This is a genomic window from Caballeronia sordidicola, assembly GCF_000729995.1.
Classification (GTDB): Bacteria; Pseudomonadota; Gammaproteobacteria; order Burkholderiales; family Burkholderiaceae; genus Caballeronia; species Caballeronia sordidicola_A.
The window spans coordinates 1-23,421 of sequence record NZ_JNFG01000065.1; the positions used below are offsets into that span (position 1 = coordinate 1).

Annotated in this window: 20 protein-coding genes and 2 pseudogenes; 11 read left to right on the forward strand and 11 right to left on the reverse strand. The window is 58.3% G+C overall.

The features are described from left to right. From FH08_RS0133120 to FH08_RS0133130, 3 genes are all read left to right on the forward strand, one after another. A partial coding sequence (locus tag FH08_RS0133120) for an IS1182 family transposase (RefSeq protein WP_035567763.1) occupies positions 1 to 1,067 on the forward strand: 1,067 nt, incomplete at its 5' end. A 259-nt stretch (positions 1,068 to 1,326) separates the two neighbouring features. After that, on the forward strand, positions 1,327 to 1,692 hold the full coding sequence (locus tag FH08_RS0133125; RefSeq protein WP_031362484.1) for a hypothetical protein: 366 nt from the start codon (positions 1,327 to 1,329) through the stop codon (positions 1,690 to 1,692). Positions 1,693 to 1,703: 11 nt separating this feature from the next. After that, positions 1,704 to 2,099: a hypothetical protein gene (locus FH08_RS0133130; protein ID WP_152602974.1), complete on the forward strand. Its 396-nt coding sequence runs from the start codon at positions 1,704 to 1,706 to the stop codon at positions 2,097 to 2,099. A 486-nt stretch (positions 2,100 to 2,585) separates the two neighbouring features. On the opposite strand, the gene FH08_RS0133140 is transcribed toward FH08_RS0133130, so the two are convergent. Next, positions 2,586 to 3,185: a hypothetical protein gene (locus FH08_RS0133140; RefSeq protein ID WP_031362487.1), complete on the reverse strand. Its 600-nt coding sequence runs from the start codon at positions 3,183 to 3,185 to the stop codon at positions 2,586 to 2,588. Between the two features lie 130 nt (positions 3,186 to 3,315). Between FH08_RS0133140 and FH08_RS0133145 the strand changes: the two genes are divergently transcribed. Then, positions 3,316 to 4,221 carry a LysR family transcriptional regulator gene (locus FH08_RS0133145; protein WP_031362488.1) on the forward strand — a complete coding sequence of 302 codons (906 nt, stop codon included), beginning with the start codon at positions 3,316 to 3,318 and terminating at the stop codon, positions 4,219 to 4,221. 29 nt (positions 4,222 to 4,250) lie between these two features. On the opposite strand, the pseudogene FH08_RS51460 reads toward FH08_RS0133145, so the two are convergent. The 9 genes and pseudogenes from FH08_RS51460 to FH08_RS0133200 all read right to left on the reverse strand — a co-directional run. Further along, positions 4,251 to 4,766: pseudogene (locus FH08_RS51460) on the reverse strand (hypothetical protein); the annotation flags it as partial. Between the two features lie 157 nt (positions 4,767 to 4,923). Beyond that, positions 4,924 to 5,235, reverse strand: a pseudogene (locus tag FH08_RS0133160) (isochorismatase family protein); the annotation flags it as partial. A gap of 309 nt (positions 5,236 to 5,544) precedes the next feature. Continuing rightward, entirely contained in the window at positions 5,545 to 6,084 is a 540-nt protein-coding gene (locus FH08_RS0133165) for a DUF4142 domain-containing protein (RefSeq protein WP_031362491.1), read from the reverse strand. A gap of 279 nt (positions 6,085 to 6,363) precedes the next feature. Beyond that, entirely contained in the window at positions 6,364 to 7,869 is a 1,506-nt protein-coding gene (locus tag FH08_RS0133170) for a DUF1254 domain-containing protein (RefSeq protein WP_051888727.1), read from the reverse strand. 195 nt (positions 7,870 to 8,064) lie between these two features. Further along, a complete protein-coding gene (locus FH08_RS0133175; protein ID WP_051888728.1) occupies positions 8,065 to 9,558 on the reverse strand; it encodes a DUF1254 domain-containing protein in 1,494 nt (497 codons plus the stop codon). Between the two features lie 103 nt (positions 9,559 to 9,661). After that, positions 9,662 to 10,510 carry a hypothetical protein gene (locus FH08_RS0133180; RefSeq protein WP_235210575.1) on the reverse strand — a complete coding sequence of 283 codons (849 nt, stop codon included), beginning with the start codon at positions 10,508 to 10,510 and terminating at the stop codon, positions 9,662 to 9,664. A 374-nt stretch (positions 10,511 to 10,884) separates the two neighbouring features. After that, the gene (locus FH08_RS0133185; protein ID WP_063771251.1) at positions 10,885 to 11,328 is read right to left on the reverse strand and encodes a c-type cytochrome; all 444 of its coding nucleotides are present in this window, start codon (positions 11,326 to 11,328) and stop codon (positions 10,885 to 10,887) included. After that, positions 11,325 to 12,956, reverse strand: coding sequence for a flavin monoamine oxidase family protein (locus FH08_RS0133190; RefSeq protein ID WP_235210576.1), 1,632 nt, complete (start codon positions 12,954 to 12,956; stop codon positions 11,325 to 11,327). The genes FH08_RS0133185 and FH08_RS0133190 overlap by 4 nt, the downstream gene beginning before the upstream one ends. A 188-nt stretch (positions 12,957 to 13,144) precedes the next feature. Beyond that, entirely contained in the window at positions 13,145 to 14,092 is a 948-nt protein-coding gene (locus FH08_RS0133200; RefSeq protein WP_031362497.1) for a LysR family transcriptional regulator, read from the reverse strand. Between the two features lie 169 nt (positions 14,093 to 14,261). On the opposite strand from FH08_RS0133200, the gene FH08_RS0133205 reads away from it, so the two are divergent. The 7 genes from FH08_RS0133205 (at position 14,262) to FH08_RS0133235 (ending at position 21,569) form a co-directional block, all read left to right on the forward strand. Then, on the forward strand, positions 14,262 to 15,479 hold the full coding sequence (locus FH08_RS0133205) for an FAD-dependent monooxygenase (protein ID WP_031362498.1): 1,218 nt from the start codon (positions 14,262 to 14,264) through the stop codon (positions 15,477 to 15,479). A 486-nt stretch (positions 15,480 to 15,965) separates the two neighbouring features. Then, the gene (locus FH08_RS0133210) at positions 15,966 to 16,472 is read left to right on the forward strand and encodes a hypothetical protein (protein WP_031362499.1); all 507 of its coding nucleotides are present in this window, start codon (positions 15,966 to 15,968) and stop codon (positions 16,470 to 16,472) included. Between the two features lie 150 nt (positions 16,473 to 16,622). Then, on the forward strand, positions 16,623 to 17,168 hold the full coding sequence (locus tag FH08_RS0133215; protein WP_031362500.1) for a hypothetical protein: 546 nt from the start codon (positions 16,623 to 16,625) through the stop codon (positions 17,166 to 17,168). 430 nt (positions 17,169 to 17,598) lie between these two features. Continuing rightward, on the forward strand, positions 17,599 to 19,020 hold the full coding sequence (locus FH08_RS0133220) for an HdeD family acid-resistance protein (protein ID WP_031362501.1): 1,422 nt from the start codon (positions 17,599 to 17,601) through the stop codon (positions 19,018 to 19,020). Between the two features lie 269 nt (positions 19,021 to 19,289). Continuing rightward, positions 19,290 to 19,892 (forward strand): DUF1326 domain-containing protein, encoded by a 603-nt coding sequence (locus FH08_RS0133225; RefSeq protein WP_031362502.1) that lies wholly within the window; start codon positions 19,290 to 19,292, stop codon positions 19,890 to 19,892. After that, complete coding sequence (locus tag FH08_RS0133230; RefSeq protein WP_031362503.1) at positions 19,889 to 20,704, forward strand: DUF2182 domain-containing protein; 816 nt, start codon at positions 19,889 to 19,891, stop codon at positions 20,702 to 20,704. The genes FH08_RS0133225 and FH08_RS0133230 overlap by 4 nt, the downstream gene beginning before the upstream one ends. Next, positions 20,697 to 21,569 (forward strand): DMT family transporter, encoded by an 873-nt coding sequence (locus tag FH08_RS0133235; RefSeq protein ID WP_031362504.1) that lies wholly within the window; start codon positions 20,697 to 20,699, stop codon positions 21,567 to 21,569. The genes FH08_RS0133230 and FH08_RS0133235 overlap by 8 nt, the downstream gene beginning before the upstream one ends. An 824-nt stretch (positions 21,570 to 22,393) precedes the next feature. Here the strand turns inward: FH08_RS0133235 and FH08_RS0133240 are convergent. Continuing rightward, positions 22,394 to 23,421, reverse strand: a 1,028-nt coding sequence (locus tag FH08_RS0133240; RefSeq protein WP_035567761.1) for an IS1182 family transposase, incomplete at its 5' end; no start/stop codon positions are given.

Here is a 23,421-nt window from a genome sequence, read left to right on the forward strand (position 1 = left end):
AACTGTGTCGCGGACTGAAGCTACTATCCAGCGACATGGTGGCCATCGATGGCAGCAAATTCAAGGCCGTGAACAGCCGTGACAGGAACTACACGGCCGGCAAGATCGACAAGCGTCAGCAGCAGATCGAGGAAAGCGTTCAGCGATATCTCGACATGATTGAAACCGCGGATCGGACCAGTCCGATAGGTTTCGATGTGAAGACTGTGCGCCTGTACGAGAAGATCGCGCTCTTGCGCCAGCGGATGCGTGAGCTTGAACAAATCAAAAGGCAGTTGAAGAGGCAACCGGATGGACAGTTGTCGCTTACGGATCCGGATTCCCGTTCCATGACCAGTGGTGGCAAAAGAACCGGAACGGTTGGCTACAACGTTCAGGCCGCCGTGGACACGAAGCATCATCTGATCGTCGAACACGACGTGACGAATGTCGGAAGCGATCAAGGACAACTCAGCAGGGTGGCTTTGTCGGCGAAGAACGCGATGGGCAAGCCGAAGCTGAAGGTGCTGGCTGACCGGGGCTACTTCAGCGGTCCGGATATCCGCGCGTGCGAACTGGCCGGGATCAAAGCGTATGTCCCGAAACCACTTACCTCGGCATCAAGGAAGAAAGGGCTCTTTACCAAGCGCGACTTCATCTATGTTGCGAGGAATGATGAGTATCGATGCCCCGCAGGCGAGCGCGCAATTCATCGATTCACGACGGTTGAGCATGACATGAATCTGCAGGTGTACTGGTCCAGTGCATGCCCGCGTTGCCATCTCAAGGAGCGATGTTCGTCCAGCGACTATCGCCGCATCCGACGATGGGAGCACGAACATATTCTTGAAGCCATGCAGCGCCGGCTCGACCGGAAGCCTGATGCAATGACCATCCGCAGAAGTACCGTTGAGCATGTATTCGGTACGCTCAAGCAGTGGATGGGTGCCACACACTTTCTGACCCGGACGCTTGGTCGGGTGAGCACTGAAATGAGTCTTCAGGTATTGGCGTACAACCTGAAGCGCGTCATGAATATACTTGGTGTTGCCCGGACAATAAAGGCGATGAGGATGGCTGGAAGCTGAGGCCCTGAGGGGCTTTTTTGCGCTCGAGACGTTACGTTAGCGAAAGCTCGATCTACCAAACTCGAATAGTCACGCTGTCGACGCGCATCCACCGACAAAAAACAGTTTCCACACACCCTCGGCCGCGTTGCGCTCCACGCCCTTTGTTGCAGCCGTCGCTGGATTGTCACGCGACCGTGCTCATATGAGGTGAAGCACTTGGAAAGTGTTGGGTGAACAGACTACACTGAAGCCGTATCTATTCCTGAATGAGGGCAGGATGTCAACGGACGATCCTCCGGGTGCGCCTCCCCCGGTTGAACCAGCCGCGAAACCCGAAGCCGAGTCATTTATTGGCGAGTGCCGCCGCATTTTGCGTGCGTCTGTGGTCGCATGGTGGGAGTTCGTTGTCGTCGCCATCGGCATAGGGGTGCTGCACGCCATCCGCCACATCCTCGTCTATTTCGGACTGGTTCACGAATTTTCGTTTGACAGTCTCATCGACGCGATCGCGGACGAACAATGGCGCGTTGCCGTGAAGATGATTCTCAGTGGCTATTTTGCCCTTATATTTGCTGAGGGTTTCTCGCTCGTGGTTGAGTTAGTATTTTTCGTCTACGGACTAACGCTGCGTCTTGCGAAGTAAGTGGGGATGACATGTTAGACAAGACCAGAATCCGCCACAAAATATATCCACCATTTGTCTCATCCGTAGGTGTGTGGCTAGAAAGCGCTGCTTTCAGCATCACGAGGAGATATGCCTTGCCTCGTCCAATTCCCGACGACTATGCGTCGGACGATCAATTCGTAAGGCGCTTTTTTTTCACGCGAGACATAGCGATTGTTTTTGTCCAGTTTTTGATTATTGGGCTGTGCGCTGTGCTGTTAACTTGGATTGCCAGCATTCTCGAGCATTGGGGACTTGTAGTACCCGGCTCGTTCGTTTGGTACACGTTTCAGATCGCCGCATCGGTCCTGCTGGGCCTCGACATGATCTTGTTCCTTTACGCAATGGTCCGGGCATCAATTCGCGCGCTGGGGCGACTGAAATAATTGGGCTGAGGCGCGCGAAACACCACCGCACTGCTCAGTCCGCCTCGATGTCGCCAATGCCTGATGAATCTCGTCGGCTCTTGGCAGTTGAGTGACTGCTTGCGGAAGGGGAGAAGCCGGCTATATGTCTTGGCGACGAACCAAGCGAGCGTCTCTTCGTGGCCGCACGCTGCCTTTCGCAACCGGCGCAACGCGGGCCACTCTCACACTCCGGCAAATCCAACGAATTCGCGTCACAAATCCGGCGAGTCCAGATTATTCGGTTCCGCGTCATCTGGCGCGTGACCGAATTTGTTGGCAAGTCCTTGATTTTTGAGGACGCCCAGTCCAACGAATTCCGTTCACCCGCAATGTAGAGGCCCTTTCAGCCGCAGGAGTGTGAAGCCGACGCTACGACTGTCCTTAGGATCGTGGTCGCGGGTCTGATACGGGTGTGAGCGCACTTCACGTTCTGCGAGTTCTGCCTTGAGCAACCCAGCGGGCAACCTATTGCCGCTCCCGACGCGTGTACGAGTACTGATGCGCGAGCCATGCCATCCCAGTTCCGTCCGCCATGATGAAATGCTGGTCTTTCCTGTCCCGGTCAAGTCCCTGATGGCTGATGACTTCGTCCATCCGCAACATCTGGCCAGAGACTGCTTCGCCCTCGCCAGGCAAGGCGAATGGCTCGAACTTGAGGGTGATATTGTCCGCATCGCCTCGCGCGAAGCTCCACGCCGGCATGATGCCGACTGCGGCGCGAGTATCCATCGATACATAATCCCACCGGCCTTCAACCCGATTGAAACTCAGATAATCAATCCGCAGGATCGCCGCGCGGTCGTTGGCGGTATATAGGAACTCCTGCAGCATCGAGCCAATCAAGCGACGCTCGGCGACCAGTCCGGTCGTTGTCTCAGGCGGCGCTGACGGCGAACGCCACACCGTCTCGATCACGTCCCACAGACCCGTGCGCTCGACGAGCGTCTGATTCTCCGGACCGAGTTCGCTTAACCGTGTTGAAGCAGGGAGCGGTTTGGACTCGGCCATCCTGGCGACTAGAAAGGAGCCAAGCGTGACTCCCAGAAAATGCCGGCGATCAATCATTTCAATTCTCCAAAGTGACGTTTGAACTCGCTGATCTGAGTCGATCACCTATCGTATCGTCGATTTTTGATCTACAGTGCGGTTATATTTTCTCCATACTGGCGCTCTAAAGGCTACAAAAAGGATAGTCGTGACCGAAGAATTCAATGACATTCCCGCTTTTGTCGCCGTGGTGGAAGCCGGCAGTTTTTCCGATGCGGCGCGTCGGCTGAATCTGTCACGCTCCGCTGTGGGGAAGGCGGTCTCGCGCCTTGAAGAGCGCGTCGGCGGGCGGCTTTTTCATCGGACCACCCGCACGCAAAGTCTCACTGAAGACGGTCAATCGTTCTACGAGTATTGCCAGCGCGCGCTCGTCGAGTTACGCGCCGGCCAGGATCTCATGGACTCCGGTCGCACCGAGATTCGCGGCAGATTGCGTGTATCGATGCCCGTGCTGTTCGGCCGCCGATGTGTCGCGCCGATCCTCTTGCGACTCTCCGCGGCGCATCCAAAACTCGAACTGGATATGCATTTCAGCGACCGGCTGGTCGATCTTGTCGACGACGGATTCGATCTCTGCGTTCGCAATGGTCCTCCAGGACAAAGCGCCGGCCTGATGACCCGCGAGATTGCTACCGAACGCATGCTGGTGTGCGCGTCACCTCGCTATCTCGAGGAAAATGGCACACCGGAAACACTGGCCGATCTTGCGGCTCATCAATCGATCGCTTATGGTCGGCGTGGGCGGGTTCAGTCGTGGTCGTTTCTACGGACGGGCAGTTCGCCCTGTTACGTCACACCGCCGGCAAAGCTTAACCTCAACGATATCGAAGCAATCTCTGATGCTGTCGCAGCGGGTTTTGGCTTGGCCTGGCTGGCCCACTGGCTAGTACGTGACCGGCTTCGGGCCGGTGAACTCGTGGAAGTGCTCCCAGCCGCAGGCGCCATCGTGTCGAACATCTCGTTGATCTGGCCGGCAACGCCCCATTTGCCCCAACGCGTACGCAGCGCGATCGACGCCTTGACAAGCGAAGTCGCGGCATTCACAGCAGCTTGACTTGGTTTTCGGAAACCTGAAGAGCCTTTTCAAATAACCGAAAATGGGCGACGTCGGAAAATGCGGAGCCTTCGACGCGACCTTGCATTCATCAGTCGGCGTGAGGTGTCCTCCCGGCCCCTCAAACGGCCGTAGCGGCACACGTTGGCCGGGGCTCGCCTTGAGTGTGCAAGGTCTGCAGCGGCGGCACAGGCGGGCTGTCGATCAGCCGGCTCAGGATGTTCAGCACCGTTTGCTTGTTTGGGGCGCCGGCTTCGGACACCGGCTCGACGGCTGCGAGCACCATCTGTTCGTCGTGCAGCATGACCAGCGCCAGAATCTCGACCATCTCGCGGTCCCCGCCAGGATGCTTCAAAAACACCTGCAACTTGCGGAGCTGGCTGGAAACTCGGCGAAGCGTGCGCCATTGCGAAGCGCTCAGGTTTGCGCTGCAGAACTGCCAGGCAGTGACGCCAGTCCTAAATGGTTTCGCCGGGGTCGTGACTGCGGTTAATGCGCCGGTCGTGCTCGGCAATCACCTGACCTTCGGTGGCGAAGACAAGCTTTGTCGACGATCTACATCGTTATGTCGAATGGCTCAAACTGGCCGCGGACAGCCTGTCAGCCAAATATTGAAATATTATTGGGCACGTTGGACACCCAAGGCACAACCTTGTTATGCATGGCTGTGCGATATCCGGGGCAGTAATCTGAGCCGTCCGCTCACGTCGACAAGATATCCTTTGACTGGATCCGCATTACGCCCCCGCGATCCATGTTTTTTCGCGCAGCCGCAAGTGAGCCATTGAGGTCAATCGGACGCGTTGCGTCTTCAATGACGTAAGCCTCGAACCCCGCTTTGCGGGCGTCCATTGCGGTCCACGCAACGCAGAAATCAGTCGCCAGTCCGGTCACAAACACGGTGTCGATACGCCGCTGCTTCAGGTATCCCGAGAGACCGGTTTCTGTCTTGTGATCGGCTTCCTCAAACGCGGAATAACTATCCATGTCCTTGTGAAAACCCTTGCGTATGATTTTGGCGAATCCCCTTTTCGATTGAAGCTACGATCATAGCGGCGCCAAATTTATTCGAGACTCATCTTGATGCACCTGGCTAGTCGAAGGCCTCCGCATAAACAGTTGCACGAAAATTCGATGAATAGTTTGATGTCCGGGAAATGCCCTTTGCTTCAGCGCGGCCTATGCAAAAGAACCCCCCTTTGTCGATAATCTCGGGTTGGTCACCGCACGTGCGATTCACAGCGCCGGAGGAATCACCGCGTATGTCCGCCCATCGCCGTCATTGGGAACAAACCCCTCAAGGAAGTGTCCGCTTGCCCTGACTTATCGCCCGATTTCCGGAGTGCCTATCGCCAATTTCAATCGTTGAGCTTGGTCGAGATGAAGAATGAAGAACGGGCGAAATCGGACCAGGAGCATCTTCAATTCCACACTCGTCGCGGACCGAATGAAGGTATCCACAGCTTTGACCAACTGCTGAAGGTAGGTGACCTCGCGATCAAGGTACGCTTCGTCGAATCCGCGCGTTTCGACTTCGTTGAGTCTCGCCAGATCGTCAACGCTCTGATTCGTTAGTGCGTCGCTCGTCGCACTTCGTTGCAGGGTTGCTGCCAGTCTCTGCGTCAGTGCGATGATCTCCTGATTGACCTGCCCATGCTCTGCCACGATCCGCCTTGCTAAGGCCTGCACGCTCCTGGACTGGGTTCTGCGCAACGCTGACTCTCCTGCTGCAATTTCCGCCTGATTCGCCACGAAAACGACGCCAGCAATTTGTGCATCGGTCAGACGCTCCCCCTGCCCATACGCGTGACTCATCCATGCGAGAACGAACAGCAGCACCGTGGCAGTGCGTTTGGCTTGCATTCTCGCCTCCATGTGACGTCGTCCTTGAGCGTTCGCCAGTGCGCGCAATGCGAATGTTGCAGCGCTCGTCGCATTCGACGCTGTCCAATTTACTCCAAAACCCGTTGAGGTCTTGACTGGCAAATCGATTCGCCCGAGTGCTTCCACAAAGCACATGCACAGTAGGCGATAGTTCGTGACTGCCGCAACCCGACTCACTACAGCCCTTTGACCAGTCCTTTCGAACGACCGCAGTTCGGGTGGAATCGGACGCTGGCGGGCGTGCACGTCCCGGCCCGGTCAACCCATTTTTTCAACGTCGGGCAGTTCGAAGCTCTTGTCAAACACCGCCTTCTGCGGACCATAAAAGCGGAAAAACAGGAAGAAGTCTCGGCCCGAGGTTGGAATCCAGTTGTTCTCCAAACCTTCCGGTGCTTTTGCCGACAGATAGAGATCAACGCTTCCGTCAGTGTTGAGCTTCATCTTGTCCTTGTCGTAGGAAGAGAGTCCTCCGCGGTCGAGCTCATTGAAAATGTACGACTTGCTGTCGAGGTCATACGCAACCAGGGCCCAGAAATCTCGCGCGGGAACATCCTTGGGCACGCGCATCCGATAGACGCCATCGCCCTTGAACATGTTGCCCTCCGAATCGCGAAGCGAACAGAGATAGAACGTGCCTCCACCCTCAAGGCTTTTCGGCAGGAAGGTCGCTCCGTAGAACATGCCGCCAGCGCGGTCATCGTAGTAAAGCGTCGTGTTCGTTTCGTAGCTGAATTCTTGCAGATGCTTCGGGTCGATCGCCAGGTAGCCCCATTGGCGGTCCGGATAGAACTTCGACATTGCCTTGCCCCAATCCTCGAAGAACGCTTCGAGAAATGCACGTGCGTCCACCACAGATTGTTTGAGAATGTCCGTATTACGTGCGCTCGGTTCGAACTTCTTACCGGGCACGATGCCGAGACTGTCAAGCATTCCCATCATGACCTTGTCACGTGGTCGCAGCGGTTCAACAGTCACCAGGTCTTCGATGTATTCATAGAAGCGCATATCGTAGTGCGGCAGGCTGTCCCAAGCCTTTGGAAAACCGTCGACAAACCGGGTAGGCGGCGGATTGCCGGCCTGCGCGAGCGGATAGATGCGCAGTCGATGAGAATAGGCTTCTGCATCGGTATCGGTTGCGTTGCTGCGCTTGACGGAGCGCAGCATCATGTTCAGGCGATAGCTAAGCGACGGAACATGTAGATAGCCGTGTGGAACTGCGCCCTTCCATCCGGGCGGAGTGAACAGATACTTGCCGCCCGTTCCCTTGTCTGCACCGGATGGCCCAATGTCCGCGATGCTGACCTGCCAGGCATCTACGACCTGCCCGTAAAGCAGAGACTTGTCGTTCGAAGCTGGCACGTCCATGACTATCGGGCCGTCGCGCAGGTCGAAGAAAGTAAAGACATAAGGCACCTGTGCGTTCGAAGTCAGCAGTTCGTGACGCGGCTGCGCTGGATGTGAGAAAGCGATGATGTTGTGATAGGTAATGCCGTACGCTGTGAAGGCACTATCGCGAAAGAAGGCCATACTGACCGCGGGCATGGCCCAGATGACCGCTTCGATGCCGCGCTGGTAGACAAGTTGTTCGTCCCAACTCTTCGCAGGAGAAGGCCGAAACGCGCGAAATGCAAGGTCTTGTGACGAAGATTTTGTTGAGCCGGATGCGCTTTGCTGCACCGTTTGCGCCATCGCCGCGCTCCTTCCGAATGCCGCCGTGGCAGCAACAAGGAGGGTTGTGTTGAACTCCCGCTTTGTCATTTTCATGGTTACCCTCGAAGAATCTGGCTCTGAACGAGCGGCTGAGCGCCGCCCTTTTATGCTCGCCGCATATCAACGGCTACCGTCGCGCTTTTTCCCTGCGTGCTGATGCAGCCTCGTACTTGCCGAAAGTCACATTGAGGCCGGCTTATCAAGGGGTACGAAGCAGTGGACGTACTGACTGCGCTCAAAGGACCGCCTTCAATCGCCGTCGCTTTTTACCTCGACCAAGTCACCCGGCTTCCACTGTCCGTTAAAATAAGCCTCCTCGGGACCGTATAGACGGAAGAGGAAAAACCAGCCTTTTCCCGGAACCGTCTTCACGAAGTTTTGCTCATGGCCCACAACCGGCGTCGGACCAAAGTAAAGGTCGTAAGAGCCGTCGGGATTGGTGACCGGATTCGTGAAACTCGAAATCCGCGCTGCTGTGGTGCCGTTCGGCAGTATGGAACGGGTCTGCGTGTCATACAGCGTGATGGACCAGTAGAGCTTGGCCGGGATTTTCGGCGGCAGGTGAAGCTTGTACGTCTTGTCGCCAGCGAGATACTGGCCGTCCCCAGTCATCTCGCCGGAAGGATAGGCCTGACCGACGCCAGGCGTTTTTGAGGTCATCAGCTTGCTCGTTCCACACGCTGCATAGAAGAAGTAGGCACGTGCATCTAGCAGCACGCGCCCATTCACCGTAAAGTTTGGATCGCCGCCGATGAATGGCATGACAAACTTCCGGTCGGGCCAGATTTTTTTATCGGCTTCGTTTCGGAACGTCAGCGTTCGAGCCATCCCCTGTCCGGTCTCCGCGGCGAGTGTCAGAATCTGACGGGTACGGTCGTCAGGCTTGAACGGCTTACCGGACTCCATGCCAAGCGCACTGAGTATCCCCATGTTGTAAGGGTCCTGCATGAAGGGATGTTCGTGCTCGACCAGTTCACCGAGCCGCTCAAAAAACGGCAAACCTTCGGGCGGAACCCGGTCGATCTTTGCATCGCTGATGTTGAAAAACTGCAAGGGACGTGACGGTGCCTTGCCGAGTTCCGAGAGCGGATAAATCTTGAGTTTCTTGATGTCTGCTACAGCCACCGCTGTATCGCCATCCTTGCCGACGTTTCCCCGCAGCAGCAACCAGCTCACGTAGGTCTGCGGCTTCGCGACGACAAAGCCGGCAGGTGCGGTACCTTTCCAGTCCGGCGGCACAATCAGATACCGTCCACTCGGCGATACGGGCTGAATAACATCGACCACAGGCCGCTGCCACATATCGTCCAGAAAGCCGGGCAGTGTGGGCGGCACTTCCAGCACGATGGGACCCTTCGACGTGTCGAAGAAATAGTCCACGTAGACCGAATCAGGGTTGCCGGTAAGATGGACCAGACTGCTCTTCAACAAGTCACCGAGATACCCCACCTTGTAGTCGTCCGAGCCACCGCCCATCGCACTAGCATTCGCGACGCGATACTGCTGCATTCCGACCGCCGGCAGCGCCCACAGATACATCTGGACAGCACGCTGATACAACAACTGGTCGAGCATGCGCTGCGCGGTGGCAGCAGTTGGAATCCCTTGCTCATACTCTGGCGCCGGAAGATTGCCGAGCAATTCCTCCCGGTAGTTGACCTGCTGACCCGACGCCGACGCTGCAACGACAGATGCCACGAAGAGGAGAGCGCCCTGATGCCGGATGCGTTCAGTCAGTTTCATGTTGCCTCGAAATAGTACGTTTACGGGTGCCTGGGCATGGCCCTATGTGCTCGCCAGGGACGGTCGATCACTGTCGATCGTTTGTCGAGTGACGGCATGGCTCTCACTTGCCGAAAGTCATGTTCAGACCGGCAAAAATCGTAAATTGCGGCACGCCCGCACCCGAGTGCGCGACCGAATACTGCGGCTCGATAAACGCGTTATAGATAGTAGAGCCGCTCTTCCACGCCTTGCCCCCGCCCAGACCTACCGGGATGTAGTAGCTGCCGTGTTGCAGGTCGAACGTCCAGATGCCGGTGGAGCGGATGTACCAGCCACCAGGCAGGTTGAAGATGCCGAACGGCTCGACGGTTAGCGACTGGGTCGTCGGCCTGTCGCTCTGACCGGCAAACGAGTGCTGCCATTGAACAAGAGCGCCAAGCAAGCGAGCTTTGGTAGCACTGACGGCGACCGCCGCCAGGCCACCCTGCCACTTTCCGGTGCCGAGACTTGGATCCGTGGCGGTGGGCAAAGTGATTAAAGGTCCGACGCCGAATTGAATATCCGACTGCGATAGAAGGAAGATGTCAAACAGGTTGATGTCGCCGAGGCCAGTGTTGTTTCCGCCAGTGGGGCCTGGTCGGGTACTAACCGGTATGGTCGCGCGAAAAATTTGAGGAACACCGATAGGACCTACCGGCCCGATAGGAACGGTCGGGCGCAGCAGCAAATCATTCGTATGCGCGCTTACGCCGAACAGGCTTGGACTGTAGTAATCCTGGAGATTGAACGACGGTGCCAGATTGAGGGGGTTGTTGCTTTTGTTCGCATCATCGGCGCTTTGCGCCGATGCATTCGCGCTAGTTAAACTAAAAACAATAACCGCGAAGATAGCTTCGATGGCGTGGATTGCAGTAGCGCCTGCTAATGTCCTTGCACGCCATCGCCACATAACGTGTGCGCTGTTGGGCATAGCGATTCCCCCGTAATGGTCTAGCTTCCCACCGATATCAGAAGTCGCAGTGAATAACAACGATCAAATTCCGGAACCTATGGAACGCGGAATACCCGTACGAAGGCTTGGTAATCGCGCGTAAACAGACGGTCGCTGTGCAACCTCGAAAGGCACTGGATGGCCGTTCAGCATCCCACGACCGAGCGCGACGTTCGCCTCTGGCGCGCGTCAGGCGCAAAGGGCATAAACCGCCCCTGAAGAGACGTTCGGCTAGGTTATGTGAGGGCGCGGCGACGGCGCGGCGAGGGCGACGCGAGGGCGACGCGAGAGCGCCGCGGAGTGCAAAGCAAGGAATACCTGGACATGTAGCCGTCGTTAAACCAGGCTAATAATTAGCGTAGTTTTTTGACGTCGTCCGGGGTTACCGCATCAGGATAGTTATTGCCAAAATGCGTTCGAGCGTAATTGACGACCATCGCGATTTGCTGATCACTCATATATCCGGCGAAACCAGGCATTCCGTCACGTCCGTGCAGCACGTTGATAACAGGATAGGTCGCGGATGCGAGTCGAGCGTTGTTGGCTAGCGGCGGGTACCGGCCGGCTCCGCTCGCACCCTCGCCCTGCGACATGTGACATGCCTGGCAACTTGCACGATAGAGGCTTTCCCCGTCTTGTTCCGAGAAACCACCTCCGCTGGAAAGCATGACGTCAGTAATTGGCTCGGCGGCAAAAGTCATTGCCGGCCCGACGATCAGCCACGCTGAAGCGGCCTTGAGCGCGGTCTGAAACGCATTGGCAAATGCAGCGTCCGCGCGAATGGCAAGTTCGCTCATACCGTCGCCCTGATTCGTGCATGCAGTCGACCAATTGCATCGAGCGACGACAATACGGCACCCTCCTGCCATGCAGGTATATACGATGCATGCTCGCCTGCCAAAACGATGCGACCGTCAATTTGACACAGGTTCTTGTAGTGCCGTTCTCTCGCGACGTCCGTCCAGGCCCCGAAGCAACCATTGGTAAAAGGAACACGGCTCCAGCTAACAGCAATCCCGGACTCGAATTCGCCCGGATACTGTGCGTGAATTTGCGCTCCCTGCTCGACGGCAACTCGAACCCGTTGCTCAGGCGGCAGCGCGCCGAGTTCGTACGCGTTCGCGCCCCATACATAAGCACCCAGTAACACGCCTTTGCCGTTGCTACCGTAATTGCTCGCTGGATAACCAATGGTCGAAATGGGCAAATCAGTGTGGGTGATTCCGCCGTAGATATGTTCGTCTTGTTCCCAGAAGCGGCGTTTAAATTGCAGACCGATCTTCACCGACGTTTCATACGGCACCGCGTGAATAGCATCTTGCATAGGTTCGCCAACCGCGATTTCGATCTCACTCAATATTGACAAAGGTATCGTGCAAACAAGCCAATCCGCCTTAGCCGTTTGCAGGCCACCCTGTCCGTTCGCATTGACGTAGGTCACGCTCACGCCGCGTTCGCTCTGGTTTATCTTCGTGACTTTAGCGCTCAATTGCACGACGCCCGCAACCTGACGATATAGCGCCTGCGCAATGCGATCCATGCCACCAACCGGCTGAAAAATCGAGCTTTGGAATTCCTGTTGGTTTCCGGACGACAGCCATTGCCAAAGCCGCGAGTTGATCAACTCGTCCCGTTTATACGGCGTAGACGGTACTGCCAGCGGCATCAGGCCACCGCCATAGCCAACAGCAAAGCCTCGTCTCTCACTTGACGCCATGCCTGAGACATAGCGAAAATCTTTGTCGAGCGCGCCCCAGCTTCTGAGAGACTCGAGCAGCATTTCCTGATCTTCGTTGGTCAACGCGGCGTCAAGTTGTGACTTGTTCACCGCCTTGCCGAGTAACTCAGCAATGTAGCCTTGGTAGTCTGTTTGAACCTGCCGATAGCGCTGCGGCTTGCCATCGAAGGCTCGACTTGAATGAAGATAGGCGTTGTAATTGACCTGAACGAATGGTTCAAGTGGGACATTCAACCGCTTCGCATAGTCCAGCACCGCATGATGATTGTAGGGAATACGCCATGGCCCAGGATTGATGTAAAGGCCATTGTCGAACTCGCACCGCTGAGTGGCGCCGCCGAGTTCGGTGTATTCGTCTCCGCCGCGAATAGTCCAGGCACGCCCGCCTGCGCGGTTGTTGTATTCCAGAACCTTGACGGAGTAGCCCGCGTTTCTCAATTCGTACGCGGCTACAAGCCCGGCCATCCCGGCGCCGAGAATCAGTATTTTTGTGCCCTTGGGCGCACCATCCAGTTCGATCCGGCCGCTATACGCCGACGACGCCGCAAACCCTAGCGTGTTCATCGCCTGGTACATGGCAGCCCCACCAGCAGCTCTGCCTACCAAGGCCAGCAACTGGCGGCGGCTTAACAGCTCATGAAAATTTTTCATCGTACGGGTGGTTTTCCGTGAATTTCTTGGCGTCATTCGCGGCGAAATGCATCACACGCGAGCGAACGACCAACAACGGATCATGACGCGGTCGTGCCGCCGCGGATAGCCACCAAGCTACGAGCGTTCCGCCGCCTTTGATCTTCAACGCTATTGGTCTATATACCGCACGTTGTTATCGTCCAGCAACTGGAGGACCGTTCTCGACCCGCTCTTGTTTCAAACTACGAGCTTTTTTGCACGACCTTCGTTCTGCGCGTTTGCATCGCCGAGTCCGCAAACAGGTCGATCACCACGCCGCGCAGCCAGCGATTGCCTTCGTCTCGCTGGACTCGCGCATGCCAGAGCAAATGGATCGGCGCGGCGGGCAACGTCGAGGGCAATGCGCGCAGGCTCAGTGAGAACGGCGCGGCCAGCTGCAAGGCCAGTCGCTCCGGGACCGTGGCAATCAGATCGGTGCGTTGCAGGATGTAGCCGACGCTCATGAAGTGCGGCACCGTCAATCGCACCCGGCGCTGCACGCCTCGCCGTTTCAGCCAATCGTCCACCTGACCGTGTCCCGTGCCGGCGGACACCACCACCAGATGCTCGGCTTCACGCCAGGCAGCGAGCGTGAGCGGCGCATCTTCGAGCGCATGGCCGCGCCTGAACAGGCAGACATACCGCTGATCGAACAGGCGGCGCTGATAGAAACCGCCCTTGAGCTGCGGCAGCAGGCCGATGGCGAGATCGACCCGGCCCTCGGCCATCTCGTTGCTCAGATTGACGCTCGTGTCGCGAACGGTATTGAGCGCGATGCCCGGCGCCTCGCGCGACAGTCGTTCGACAAGCGCGGGCAGAAAGACGACCTCGCCGATATCGGTCATGCCGATGGTAATCGTGCGCGTGACACGCAGCGGATCGAAGCCGGTCTCGGGATTGAGTGCGGCGTGCAGGATCGCAAGCGCCTGAGAAACCGGCTCTGCCAGGCGCAACGCGAACGGCGTGGGCACCACTCCTCCCGGGCCACGCACGAACAGCGGGTCACCGAGCCGTCGACGCAGTTTGGCGAGGGCGTTGCTGACGCCGGGCTGGCTCATGTTCATCTGCTCGGCCACGGTCGATACGCGCCGCTCCTGCATCAACCGTTGGAAAAGCAGCAGCAGATTGAGATCAACTTCGCTTAGCTTCATGACGCGGGTATCCCGGGCTCATTGATTTCGGTGATGATGCAGATTCATCCCATTTTATTGTGAAATGAACGATCAGTGCCGAGAATTCAGATACGGCACACGCATCCGACTTCAACACAGTATGCGTACCGTGCCGACTCAAACACAGTCTGAATACTGGAGACAAACCATGGAACAACTGGATCTGAAGATCGCAATAATTGGTGCTGGCATCGGCGGCCTCACGCTCGCGCTCGCACTGCGAGAACATGGCATCGACGCGCAGCTCTACGAGCAGACCGACGAGCTTCGCGAGGTCGGAGCGGCAGTCGCGCTGTCGGCGAATGCGACGCGGTTTTACGAGCGCATGGGACTGCGCGCAGCCTTCGACGCGGTGTGCGCTGAAATACCCGCGCTGGTCTATCGGGACGGGCGCAGCGGCGAAGTGATTGGACAGCATCGCGGCGAACCGAGCTATCGCCAGCAGTTCGGCGGGTCCTATTGGGGTGTACACCGCGCGGACTTGCAGGCCGTGCTGTCGACCGCGGTCGGCCTCGAGCGCATCCATCTCAGCCATCGGCTGACCGATCTCGTGCAGCATCCGGATCGTGTGAGTCTGAGTTTCGCCAATGGCCGGCACGTCGACGCCGATCTGGTGATCGGCGCGGACGGGGCGCGCTCGATCACGCGGCGCTGGATGCTCGGCTACGATGACGCCCTGTATTCGGGCTGCTCAGGCTTTCGTGGCGTGGTGCCGGCTGGACGCATGGATCTGCTGCCCGATCCCGAGGCCATTCAGTTCTGGATCGGACCACAGGGCCATCTGCTTCATTATCCGATCGGCGACAAAGGCGACCAGAACTTTCTGCTCGTCGAGCGCCATCCCTCGCCGTGGCCGTCGCGCGACTGGGTCACGCCGGCGAGCGAGGGTGAGCAGCTGCGCCTGTTCAAGGACTGGCATCCGGCGGTGGTGCAGATGATTACGGCGGAGCCAATCAGCCAGCGCTGGGGCCTGTTCCATCGTCCCCCGCTCGGGCGCTGGAGCAAAGGCCGCGTGACGCTCATCGGCGATGCCGCGCATGCGCTCGTGCCACACCATGGCCAGGGCGCCAATCAGTCGATCGAAGATGCCGTGGTGCTGGCCGCGCAGCTGGCCAAGGCGGGCCCGGGTCGCTGGCGCGAGGCGCAGGAGGCCTACGAGCGGTTGCGGCGGGGCCGCACGCGCAAGGTCCAATACGCATCGATATCGACGGCTGACGTGTTGCATCTGCCGGACGGACCCGAGGCGCAAGCGCGCAACGCCCGCCTTCGCGCACGCGACAGCCTGCTGCATCATCTGGACTGGATTCACGATTTCGACGCCCTTGCACAAGAGCCCACCGAACGGCAGGGCGGCACCTGGCTTTGAACTGCGCGCCTCTCGTTGACGCCTGTACGACTGTCCTGACTCGTTGAGGGTTTGTTGGATGCCCGCCGTGGTCGCCATGACTGTGAACATGCTGCGCCGCGTGCCGGCAGGCGTAGAACAACCCTCAAGGTCAGCGCGTGTTCGATTTTTCTGGACCGGTTCAAGATCGGCTAACTATCGGCAGCCTCGGCTGACCGGAGTGGTGCTCTATGAAGCAACCTTCATCTCCGGCAGTCGAATGGCCGTTTGATGGGCGCAGCGGCCATCCGAATGTCCGGGTGACGCGACGGACGACGGACCCTTGATGGCCCGTCACTGACCGCAGTCGATCGGCAGTACGCGACCCTAGCTGCTGTTTGTCCGGATCGAAAGCGGCCTTCAGGCAAGCCGACGGGCTGTGAAACTAAAGAAAGTGTGTTGTCGGCCGTTAGTACAGTCTTCGACCCACCGCGGTTCAAGATGGACCGTTCAACCCACGGCACTGCCATGAAAAACAAAAGTCTGGCCTGTGTTCTCATACTCACTTGCATGTTGCTCGCGGGATGCCTGACAACTGTCCCTAATATTGACGCGCAGCATTCCGCTAGCGTCCAGACGAAACAACTGATTTCTGACGGGATCCAAGCACCGAAGATCGATGCCAACGGGAATTTGGTGACACCGTGGGTCCGCAATTCGATGATGTCAGCGTTCTACATGAAAGCAGCCCACCTCGGGCTTAAGATTGATCCGAACGGTGTTCCAGTAACTATTCACATTACAGGCGTTAGAAGCAGGTCCGATACTGCGCGCGTATTTCTAAATTTCTTCGACGGCGCGGATCATCTTAGCGGAGTCGTCAGTGTGGGCGATACCAGCTTCAAGATCGAAGAAGACACTTGGCTATATTGGTTGTTTACCGGCTTTCGTTCTATCGAAGAGGTTTCGAATGCGGTAGGTGAGCAGGCCGCGAATGGAATCGCATTGGTTGCGGGACTGCCAATCAACGACTGACCATTTACATGATCGCTGAAGGCCGAAGAGCCTTCGCCTTGGGCAGATTGCATCAACAGACGGATCAGTGTCGGGCGTCATTGAATAGTCTTTGTGGCGGCAAATTTTGGTGTGTCCTTTCGAGCGTATCCTGCTGTCGAAAATTCCTTCATGGAATTTCAGGCCCAACACCTATTGTTGATGCGCGGCGCGTCAAGTTTGCTGTTCTCTAACCGTTATCCCGACATCAGGACGATGTGTCCGCCGCGCCCGGCGACAGGCGCCCTTGATCCCACCGCGACATTTCGGGCAAAACAAAGAGACGTGTTTAGACAAACCATCGTATTGGAAGACATAAGCGACGTCAGTAGGTACACCCTCAAATCGGGTCGCTACACTTCCTTTAACGCGATTGTCGCCGGTTGCGAATATAAGGGCATGCGGGTCGCTGGCTGGCCAAGACTCGTCGCCGGAATGACGGTCCATGCAGTGTTACGCCGCGCTGGAGATTTCTCGACCCTTGAAGCATGGTGGGATTCGATTACACGAAAAATCGTGGGCCTCAAAGTAAATCGTATGGGCGAGGCTGCGCCTATGCTTGTTGCCGCCGTCGTCATTTTCGCGGTTTCGCTGGTCGCTCGCATCCTTGCGGTAGCCGGCGCGGGATTTCTCGGTGGCACAGCCATTTTATTCGGCATATGGGCGCGGCAAGCCTAGTAAGTGAGATGCGCAACGACGAGGTATCTCGATCGCTCGGATTGTTAGAGAGGAGAGGCCGACGGTTTCTATTTCCTGGCGGTGGTGCGCTTCAGCGCGCGTTGCTTTCTCCGATATGGCGACAGGTCTTTTTGGCCGAACGTCGCCCCTCGTCGAATTTCAGTAGTCGACCTAACTCGCTCATTCGCTTGATAAAGATTAGGCGGCGGTCCAGCAACGACTTTCGGCCGTCCCCTTGACGACTAGGGGAAGGCCGCCGCCGGAGTTCAGTACAGCCACACGGCGAGCGTCCACAGCGGGTATATAAGCCATTAAATACCTGGTCACGCAAAATTGCCTTCTCAAAGCATGCCATCGCGCCGCGCTTCGAACCGCGCTGCTATATTGAAACGATCCGCGCCGCTCGGTGCCACAGCCCCGGAGGTCCTTCATGGTTCGACTGGTCATGATCCTTCTCGGCGTCGACTATCTGCGCGCGCGATGGAAGGCGCTGATGGTGGCGGGATGGTTCAGCGTCGCGCTGGGCGTCGAAGTGTTCATCGACATGATGGACGGCTCGCTCTACTTTCCGCTCAAGCCGTTCGCTTTCCTGTTGCTTCTGGAAGGCCTCTCGACGCTGGCCGTCGCGTGGACCGGCATGGGCGGCCAGCGCACGCTGCGCTATGTGAAGGGCTCGGCCTTCACGCTGGCCGCCGCATTGATCTTGATCGGCACGCTGCACGCCAACTTTATCCTCGCGATGATCTTCGGCACGCTTTTCTTCGCAGACGGCATACTGCAGATCATTTCCGCCAGAATCGTGCGGTTCCGGCGCTGGCGTCTCGCCATCGCGGGTGGCGTGTTCGAGATGGTGGTGGCGTTCATCTTCTACTTGCCCTATCCCGTGCGGTATGCGGGGACGATTCCATACTGCGTGTCGCTTGGTCTGCTGTTCGGCGGCTGGAACATGATCCTGCTCGCCATGCGCGTGCGCCGGATGGAGCAGAACCCCGGGGTGACCGATTTCGTGTCGACACCTGCTGTTGCGTCCGAAACGGAGCTTCGCAGTCCTGTTTCGGGCGTAACGGAATGGGACGGCCCGCCATCGGACGACGAACGCGCTCTCACCATTCACGTGTGGACGCCGGCCGCCACCACCAAGGCCGAGGCGCAGCCACGTGTGATCGTGAACCGCTATATCGCGGCCGTTGACCGGAACGGCGCAATATCCACCGGCCACGCGGCGCTGGAGTCGCCCGAAGGCATCTATATCAGCTTGTATCCGGGCACTGAAATCGATCGATCGCCCGAGGAATTCGCCCGCCTGCTGCGTGCGACGCGGGAAAATGACATTCCGGGCGTCTTCCAACCGGACTACCGGACCGAGGCGAATGCGTGGTGCGAGTCGACCGTCAAGGTACGTATCCGCAACTACGATCCGGAACGTCTGCAACGGTTTTGGGACGCGTATCGGCAGGACACGACCTATAACCTGACGTATCGCAATTGTTCGAGCACGGTGGCGCGCGCGCTTGAAGCGGCGATCGAAGGTGCGTCGGCGCGGGTGTGGGCAAAGTCCGGCGGCTGGAAACCGCTAATGCGGGTGATGTCGACGCCCGAATTGTGGGTCGCCGCTCAGGTGCGCAAACGCGCGGCAACGATGGCATGGACGCCCGGCCTGACCCTCGACTACGCCCGCGCGCTCAGCATGCTCGCCGATCCGAGGCCACTCGGCTGGGTCAAGATGGCGCGGCTCGCGCTCAGGACGATGTATCGCTCACGTCGCCGCTGGCAGGCAGAGGAGGCCCAACAGGCGAGCGCGTTAGCGCTTGGCGAGACGTCGGTGCAAGACGCCACGCGGACAGAAGCCTGAATGGTGGCGCGCACGGGGGCGTAGTTCTTGGCGCTACGGTTGTGGTGTGGCGGCTAATCGTAAAAATAAAACAGGAAAGAATCGACCCCTTTCATCACCCGGGTTGAACGACGCAATGACCTTGCACAACCGCTGGCCTGACCGTTATCGAACAGCGTGGCCGTCAACGAACTTGACTATTGCCAACTCGCGGCGGGAGAATTAATCGTTCTTGCAGCCGCGCCCTGCGGCGGCAAGTTGGTGTTCGCGTGCCTTCAATGGAGGTTCGTATGAGTTATCACCTGGAAGGTCGTCTGCTGGAAGTTTGCAACTGCAAGGTGCTTTGCCCCTGCTGGATCGGCGAGGACCCTGACAACGGTACTTGCGACACCATTGTCGCGTGGCGTATAGACAAGGGGACGGTCGACGGCGTCGATGTGGCCGGCAATACCATCGCGGCCGTCGCCCATGTACCCGGCAACATCCTGCAAGGCAACTGGACTGCCGCGATCTATGTCGACGACCAAGCCACCAAGGAGCAGGAAGAGGCACTGCTGAAGGTCTACACCGGCCAGGCCGGCGGACCGGTCGCCGATCTCGCCAAGCTCATCGGCCAGGTCGTATCCGTGGAGCGAGCGCCGATCCGCTTCACTGTCGTTGCAGGCAAAGGCGAACTTGAGATCGGGACCAACTACTACGCTGAACTCGAACCCTATCTCGGCGCGACCGGTGCCCAGACCACGCTGTCCGACACGGTGTTCTCGACAGTGCCCGGCGCTCCGGTGTTTGTCGGCAAGGCCCCGACCTATCGATCGAAGAACCCCGCACTCGGCATCGACCTCGACATCAAAAATCACAACGCCCTGCAGAGCACGTTCGTCTTCGACGCATGAGCCCGATGGCCGGCCCACCGCCAGCCCGCGCCTCGCGCCATGTTCACGTGTTCCTGCCGGTCCTGTCTGCGCTGATTGCGCTCGCGTGGGTGGTGTTATGGGCGTGGGCGCGCAGTCCATACGGGCGCTATATGGAACATGGTGACTGGACAGCGTCGGGACCGGCGGCATTTCTTTGCCGTGTTGTTCCCGCGGGCGACGTGGTCGTGCCCGTGGTGCTCTACGCAGTCGCATGGATCCTGATGACAGTGGCCATGATGCTGCCGACCACTTTGCCGTTGTTCAATGCTTTCGACCGGTTGACGGCGGGGCGCCCTGACCATGCGCGCCTTCTTATGCTGCTCGGCCTGGGCTACATCACGGTGTGGGGAGCCTTCGGACTTTTGGCGCATGCACTTCACAGTGCAGTGCTGTCCCTGCTCGCCAGCGTACCCAGCCTGGCCTGGCACGGCTGGCTGATCGGCGTCGCAGTCATTGCGTTGGCTGGCGCATTTCAGTTCAGCAAGCTCAAGTACCGCTGCCTTGAAAAGTGCCGCACGCCCTTGAGCTTCATCATCGTGCACTGGCGTGGGCACGCGCAGGCCCGAAACGCGTTTGCGCTTGGCGCGCAGCACGGCCTGTTCTGCGTCGGCTGCTGCTGGGCGTTGATGCTATTGATGTTCGCGCTGGGTACCGGCAGCCTCGGCTGGATGCTCCTGCTTGCCGCCGTGATGGCGATCGAAAAGAACGTTCCCTGGGGCAAGCGTCTCAGCGCGCCCCTCGGCGTGGCGCTTTTGTCGTGGGCTTTCGTTCTGGTTTTGACCCATGCATGAAGCACGCGGTGGCCCGCACATCTTCCAGACGACCGTCCTCACTGCGGTGGCGATGCTCGCCTTCGCGGCTAATTCGCTGCTGTGCCGGCTCGCGCTGCTGCGCAGGGAAATCGATCCGGTCAGCTTCGCCGGCATCAGATTGGTTTCGGGCGCGATCATGCTCGCCGTCATCGTCCGGTTCAGGTCAGAACCACATGCGCCCAGCCATGCCGATTGGCTCGCCGCTGCCATGCTGTTTGCTTACGTCGCGTTCTTCTCCTTCGCGTATCTCACCTTGTCCGCAGGCACAGGCGCATTGATTCTGTTCGGCGCAGTTCAATTGACGATGTTCAGCGTGGGTTTGCGCTCCGGCGAGAAGTTCGGATCCCTCGCGTGGCTCGGTCTCGCACTGGCAGTCGCAGGGCTTGTCTACCTGGTATCGCCGGGTATCGCAGCACCGCCGCTCGTCGGCGCGGCGTTGATGGCGATCGCGGGCGTTGCATGGGGTGTGTACTCGTTGCGCGGCCGCGGAGTGGCCGACCCGCTCGCAGCGACGGCGGGAAATTTCGCGCGAGCGGCTCCGCTTGCCCTCTTGATGAGCGCGTTTTTCATCACCAACGCCCGCGCCTACGCAAACGAGGCTGGGGTCGCCCTGGCGATTGCCTCCGGCGCACTCACGTCCGGCATCGGGTACGTCATCTGGTATGCGGCGCTGAGCAAGCTTACCGCCATGCGAGCCGCCACTGTACAGTTGTCCGTGCCGCTGATCGCTGCGTTTGGCGGAGTGGCGTTCCTGTCGGAAGCGATCACGCCACGCCTCGCTGCGGCTTCCGCTACTATTCTTGGCGGTATCGCGATGGTGCTAGCCAGCAAGTCCCATACATAGCGTCCATCGCGGCGGCGAACCGTGTTCTCGATCACGCATGATCGACCATGCCGACCGGCGGCACGCCATTTCGACTGAAGCAGGCTTGAATCATAGCGGCGTGAAAAGCAACGCCCCCAGATGCCATGACACTTCCTGCTCGATCGTAGTGCCGCTAAAACAACACGGCGGGGAAGTCATCGGCCGCAAGAAAATGGTCCTCGGGAAGCCGATTTTTGCGCTGTTAGAAACGCGGCTTGACGATCGAAATCACGGTGTGGATGCCATACGCCGACAGAGGTGGCCACTCTGCGGATGCGCGGCGACAACTCGGCGAACCTCCGCCCAGACGCCACGGATTGTCTTAAGAACCATTCGTTGCTGCGGACGTCTCGGGAGCTGCACACCGGATATTGAACGTTACGGCCTATCCCACCCGACCGTCCAGGGTGATCGACTGACCCGACTGCCATGATCGGCGCACAAAGGTCTGTTGCCAGGGGCGGAGCCGGTGTTCGAACGTCTGTGTGGATGCGTGGACCAACGTCCTTGGCCGGGTAACGCCTCATGCGATGGGCATATGCAAGCGAAGTCACCGCAAGGTGCGATCGGCTGAGCGCGACCCCCTTTAGCCATCCGAAACCGTTAGGCGGCCGTCACATCTCAGAGTGAAGCGGACGTTTGAATGACAAAGTGCCGTTGATGGCGAACGACGGCAACTGGCCGAGGCTGTGTGGAAACTGTTTTTTATCGGTGGATGCGAGCCGCCAGCGTGACTATTCGAGTTTGGTAGGTCGAGTCCGCGCTAACGTAACGTCTCGAACGTAAAAAAGCCCCTCAGGGCCTTAGGTTTCAGCCATCCTCATCGCCTTTATTGTCCGAGCAACCCCAAGTATATTCATGACGCGCTTCAGGTTGTAGGCCAATACCTGAAGACTCATTTCGGTGCTCACCCGTCCGAGCGTCCGGGTCAGAAAGTGTGTGGCACCCATCCACTGCTTGAGCGTGCCGAATACATGCTCGACAGTACTTCGGCGGATGGTCATCGCATCAGGCTTCCGGTCGAGCCGCCGCTGCATGGCTTCCAGAATATGTTCGTGCTCCCATCGTCGGATGCGGCGATAGGCGCTGGGCGAACATCGCTCTTTGAGATGGCAACTCGGGCAGGCACTGGGCCAGTACACCTGCAGATTCATGTCATGCTCAACCGTCGTGAATCGATGAATTGCGCGCTCGCCTGCGGGGCATCGATACTCATCGTTCCTTGCAACGTAGACGAAGTCGCGCTTGGTAAAGAGCCCTTTCTTCCTTGATGCCGAGGTAAGTGGTTTCGGGACATACGCTTTGATCCCGGCCAGTTCGCACGCGCGGATATCCGGACCGCTGAAGTAGCCCCGGTCAGCCAGCACCTTCAGCTTCGGCTTGCCCATCGCGTTCTTCGCCGACAAAGCCACCCTGCTGAACTGGCCTTGATCGCTTCCGACATTCGTCACGTCGTGTTCGACAATCAGATGATGCTTCGTGTCCACGGCAGCCTGAACGTTGTAGCCAACCGTTCCAGTTCTTTTGCCACCACTGGTCATGGAACGGGAGTCCGGATCCGTAAGCGATAACTGTCCGTCCGGTTGCTTCTTCAACAGCTTTTTAATTTGTTCGAGCTCACGCATCCGCTGGCGCAAGAGCGCGATCTTCTCGTACAGGCGCACGGTCTTCACATCGAAACCTATCGGACTGGTCCGATCCGCGGTTTCAATCATGTCGAGATATCGCTGAACGCTTTCCTCAATCTGCTGCTGACGCTTGTCGATCTTGCCGGCCGTGTAGTTCCTGTCACGGCTGTTCACGGCCTTGAATTTGCTGCCATCGATGGCCA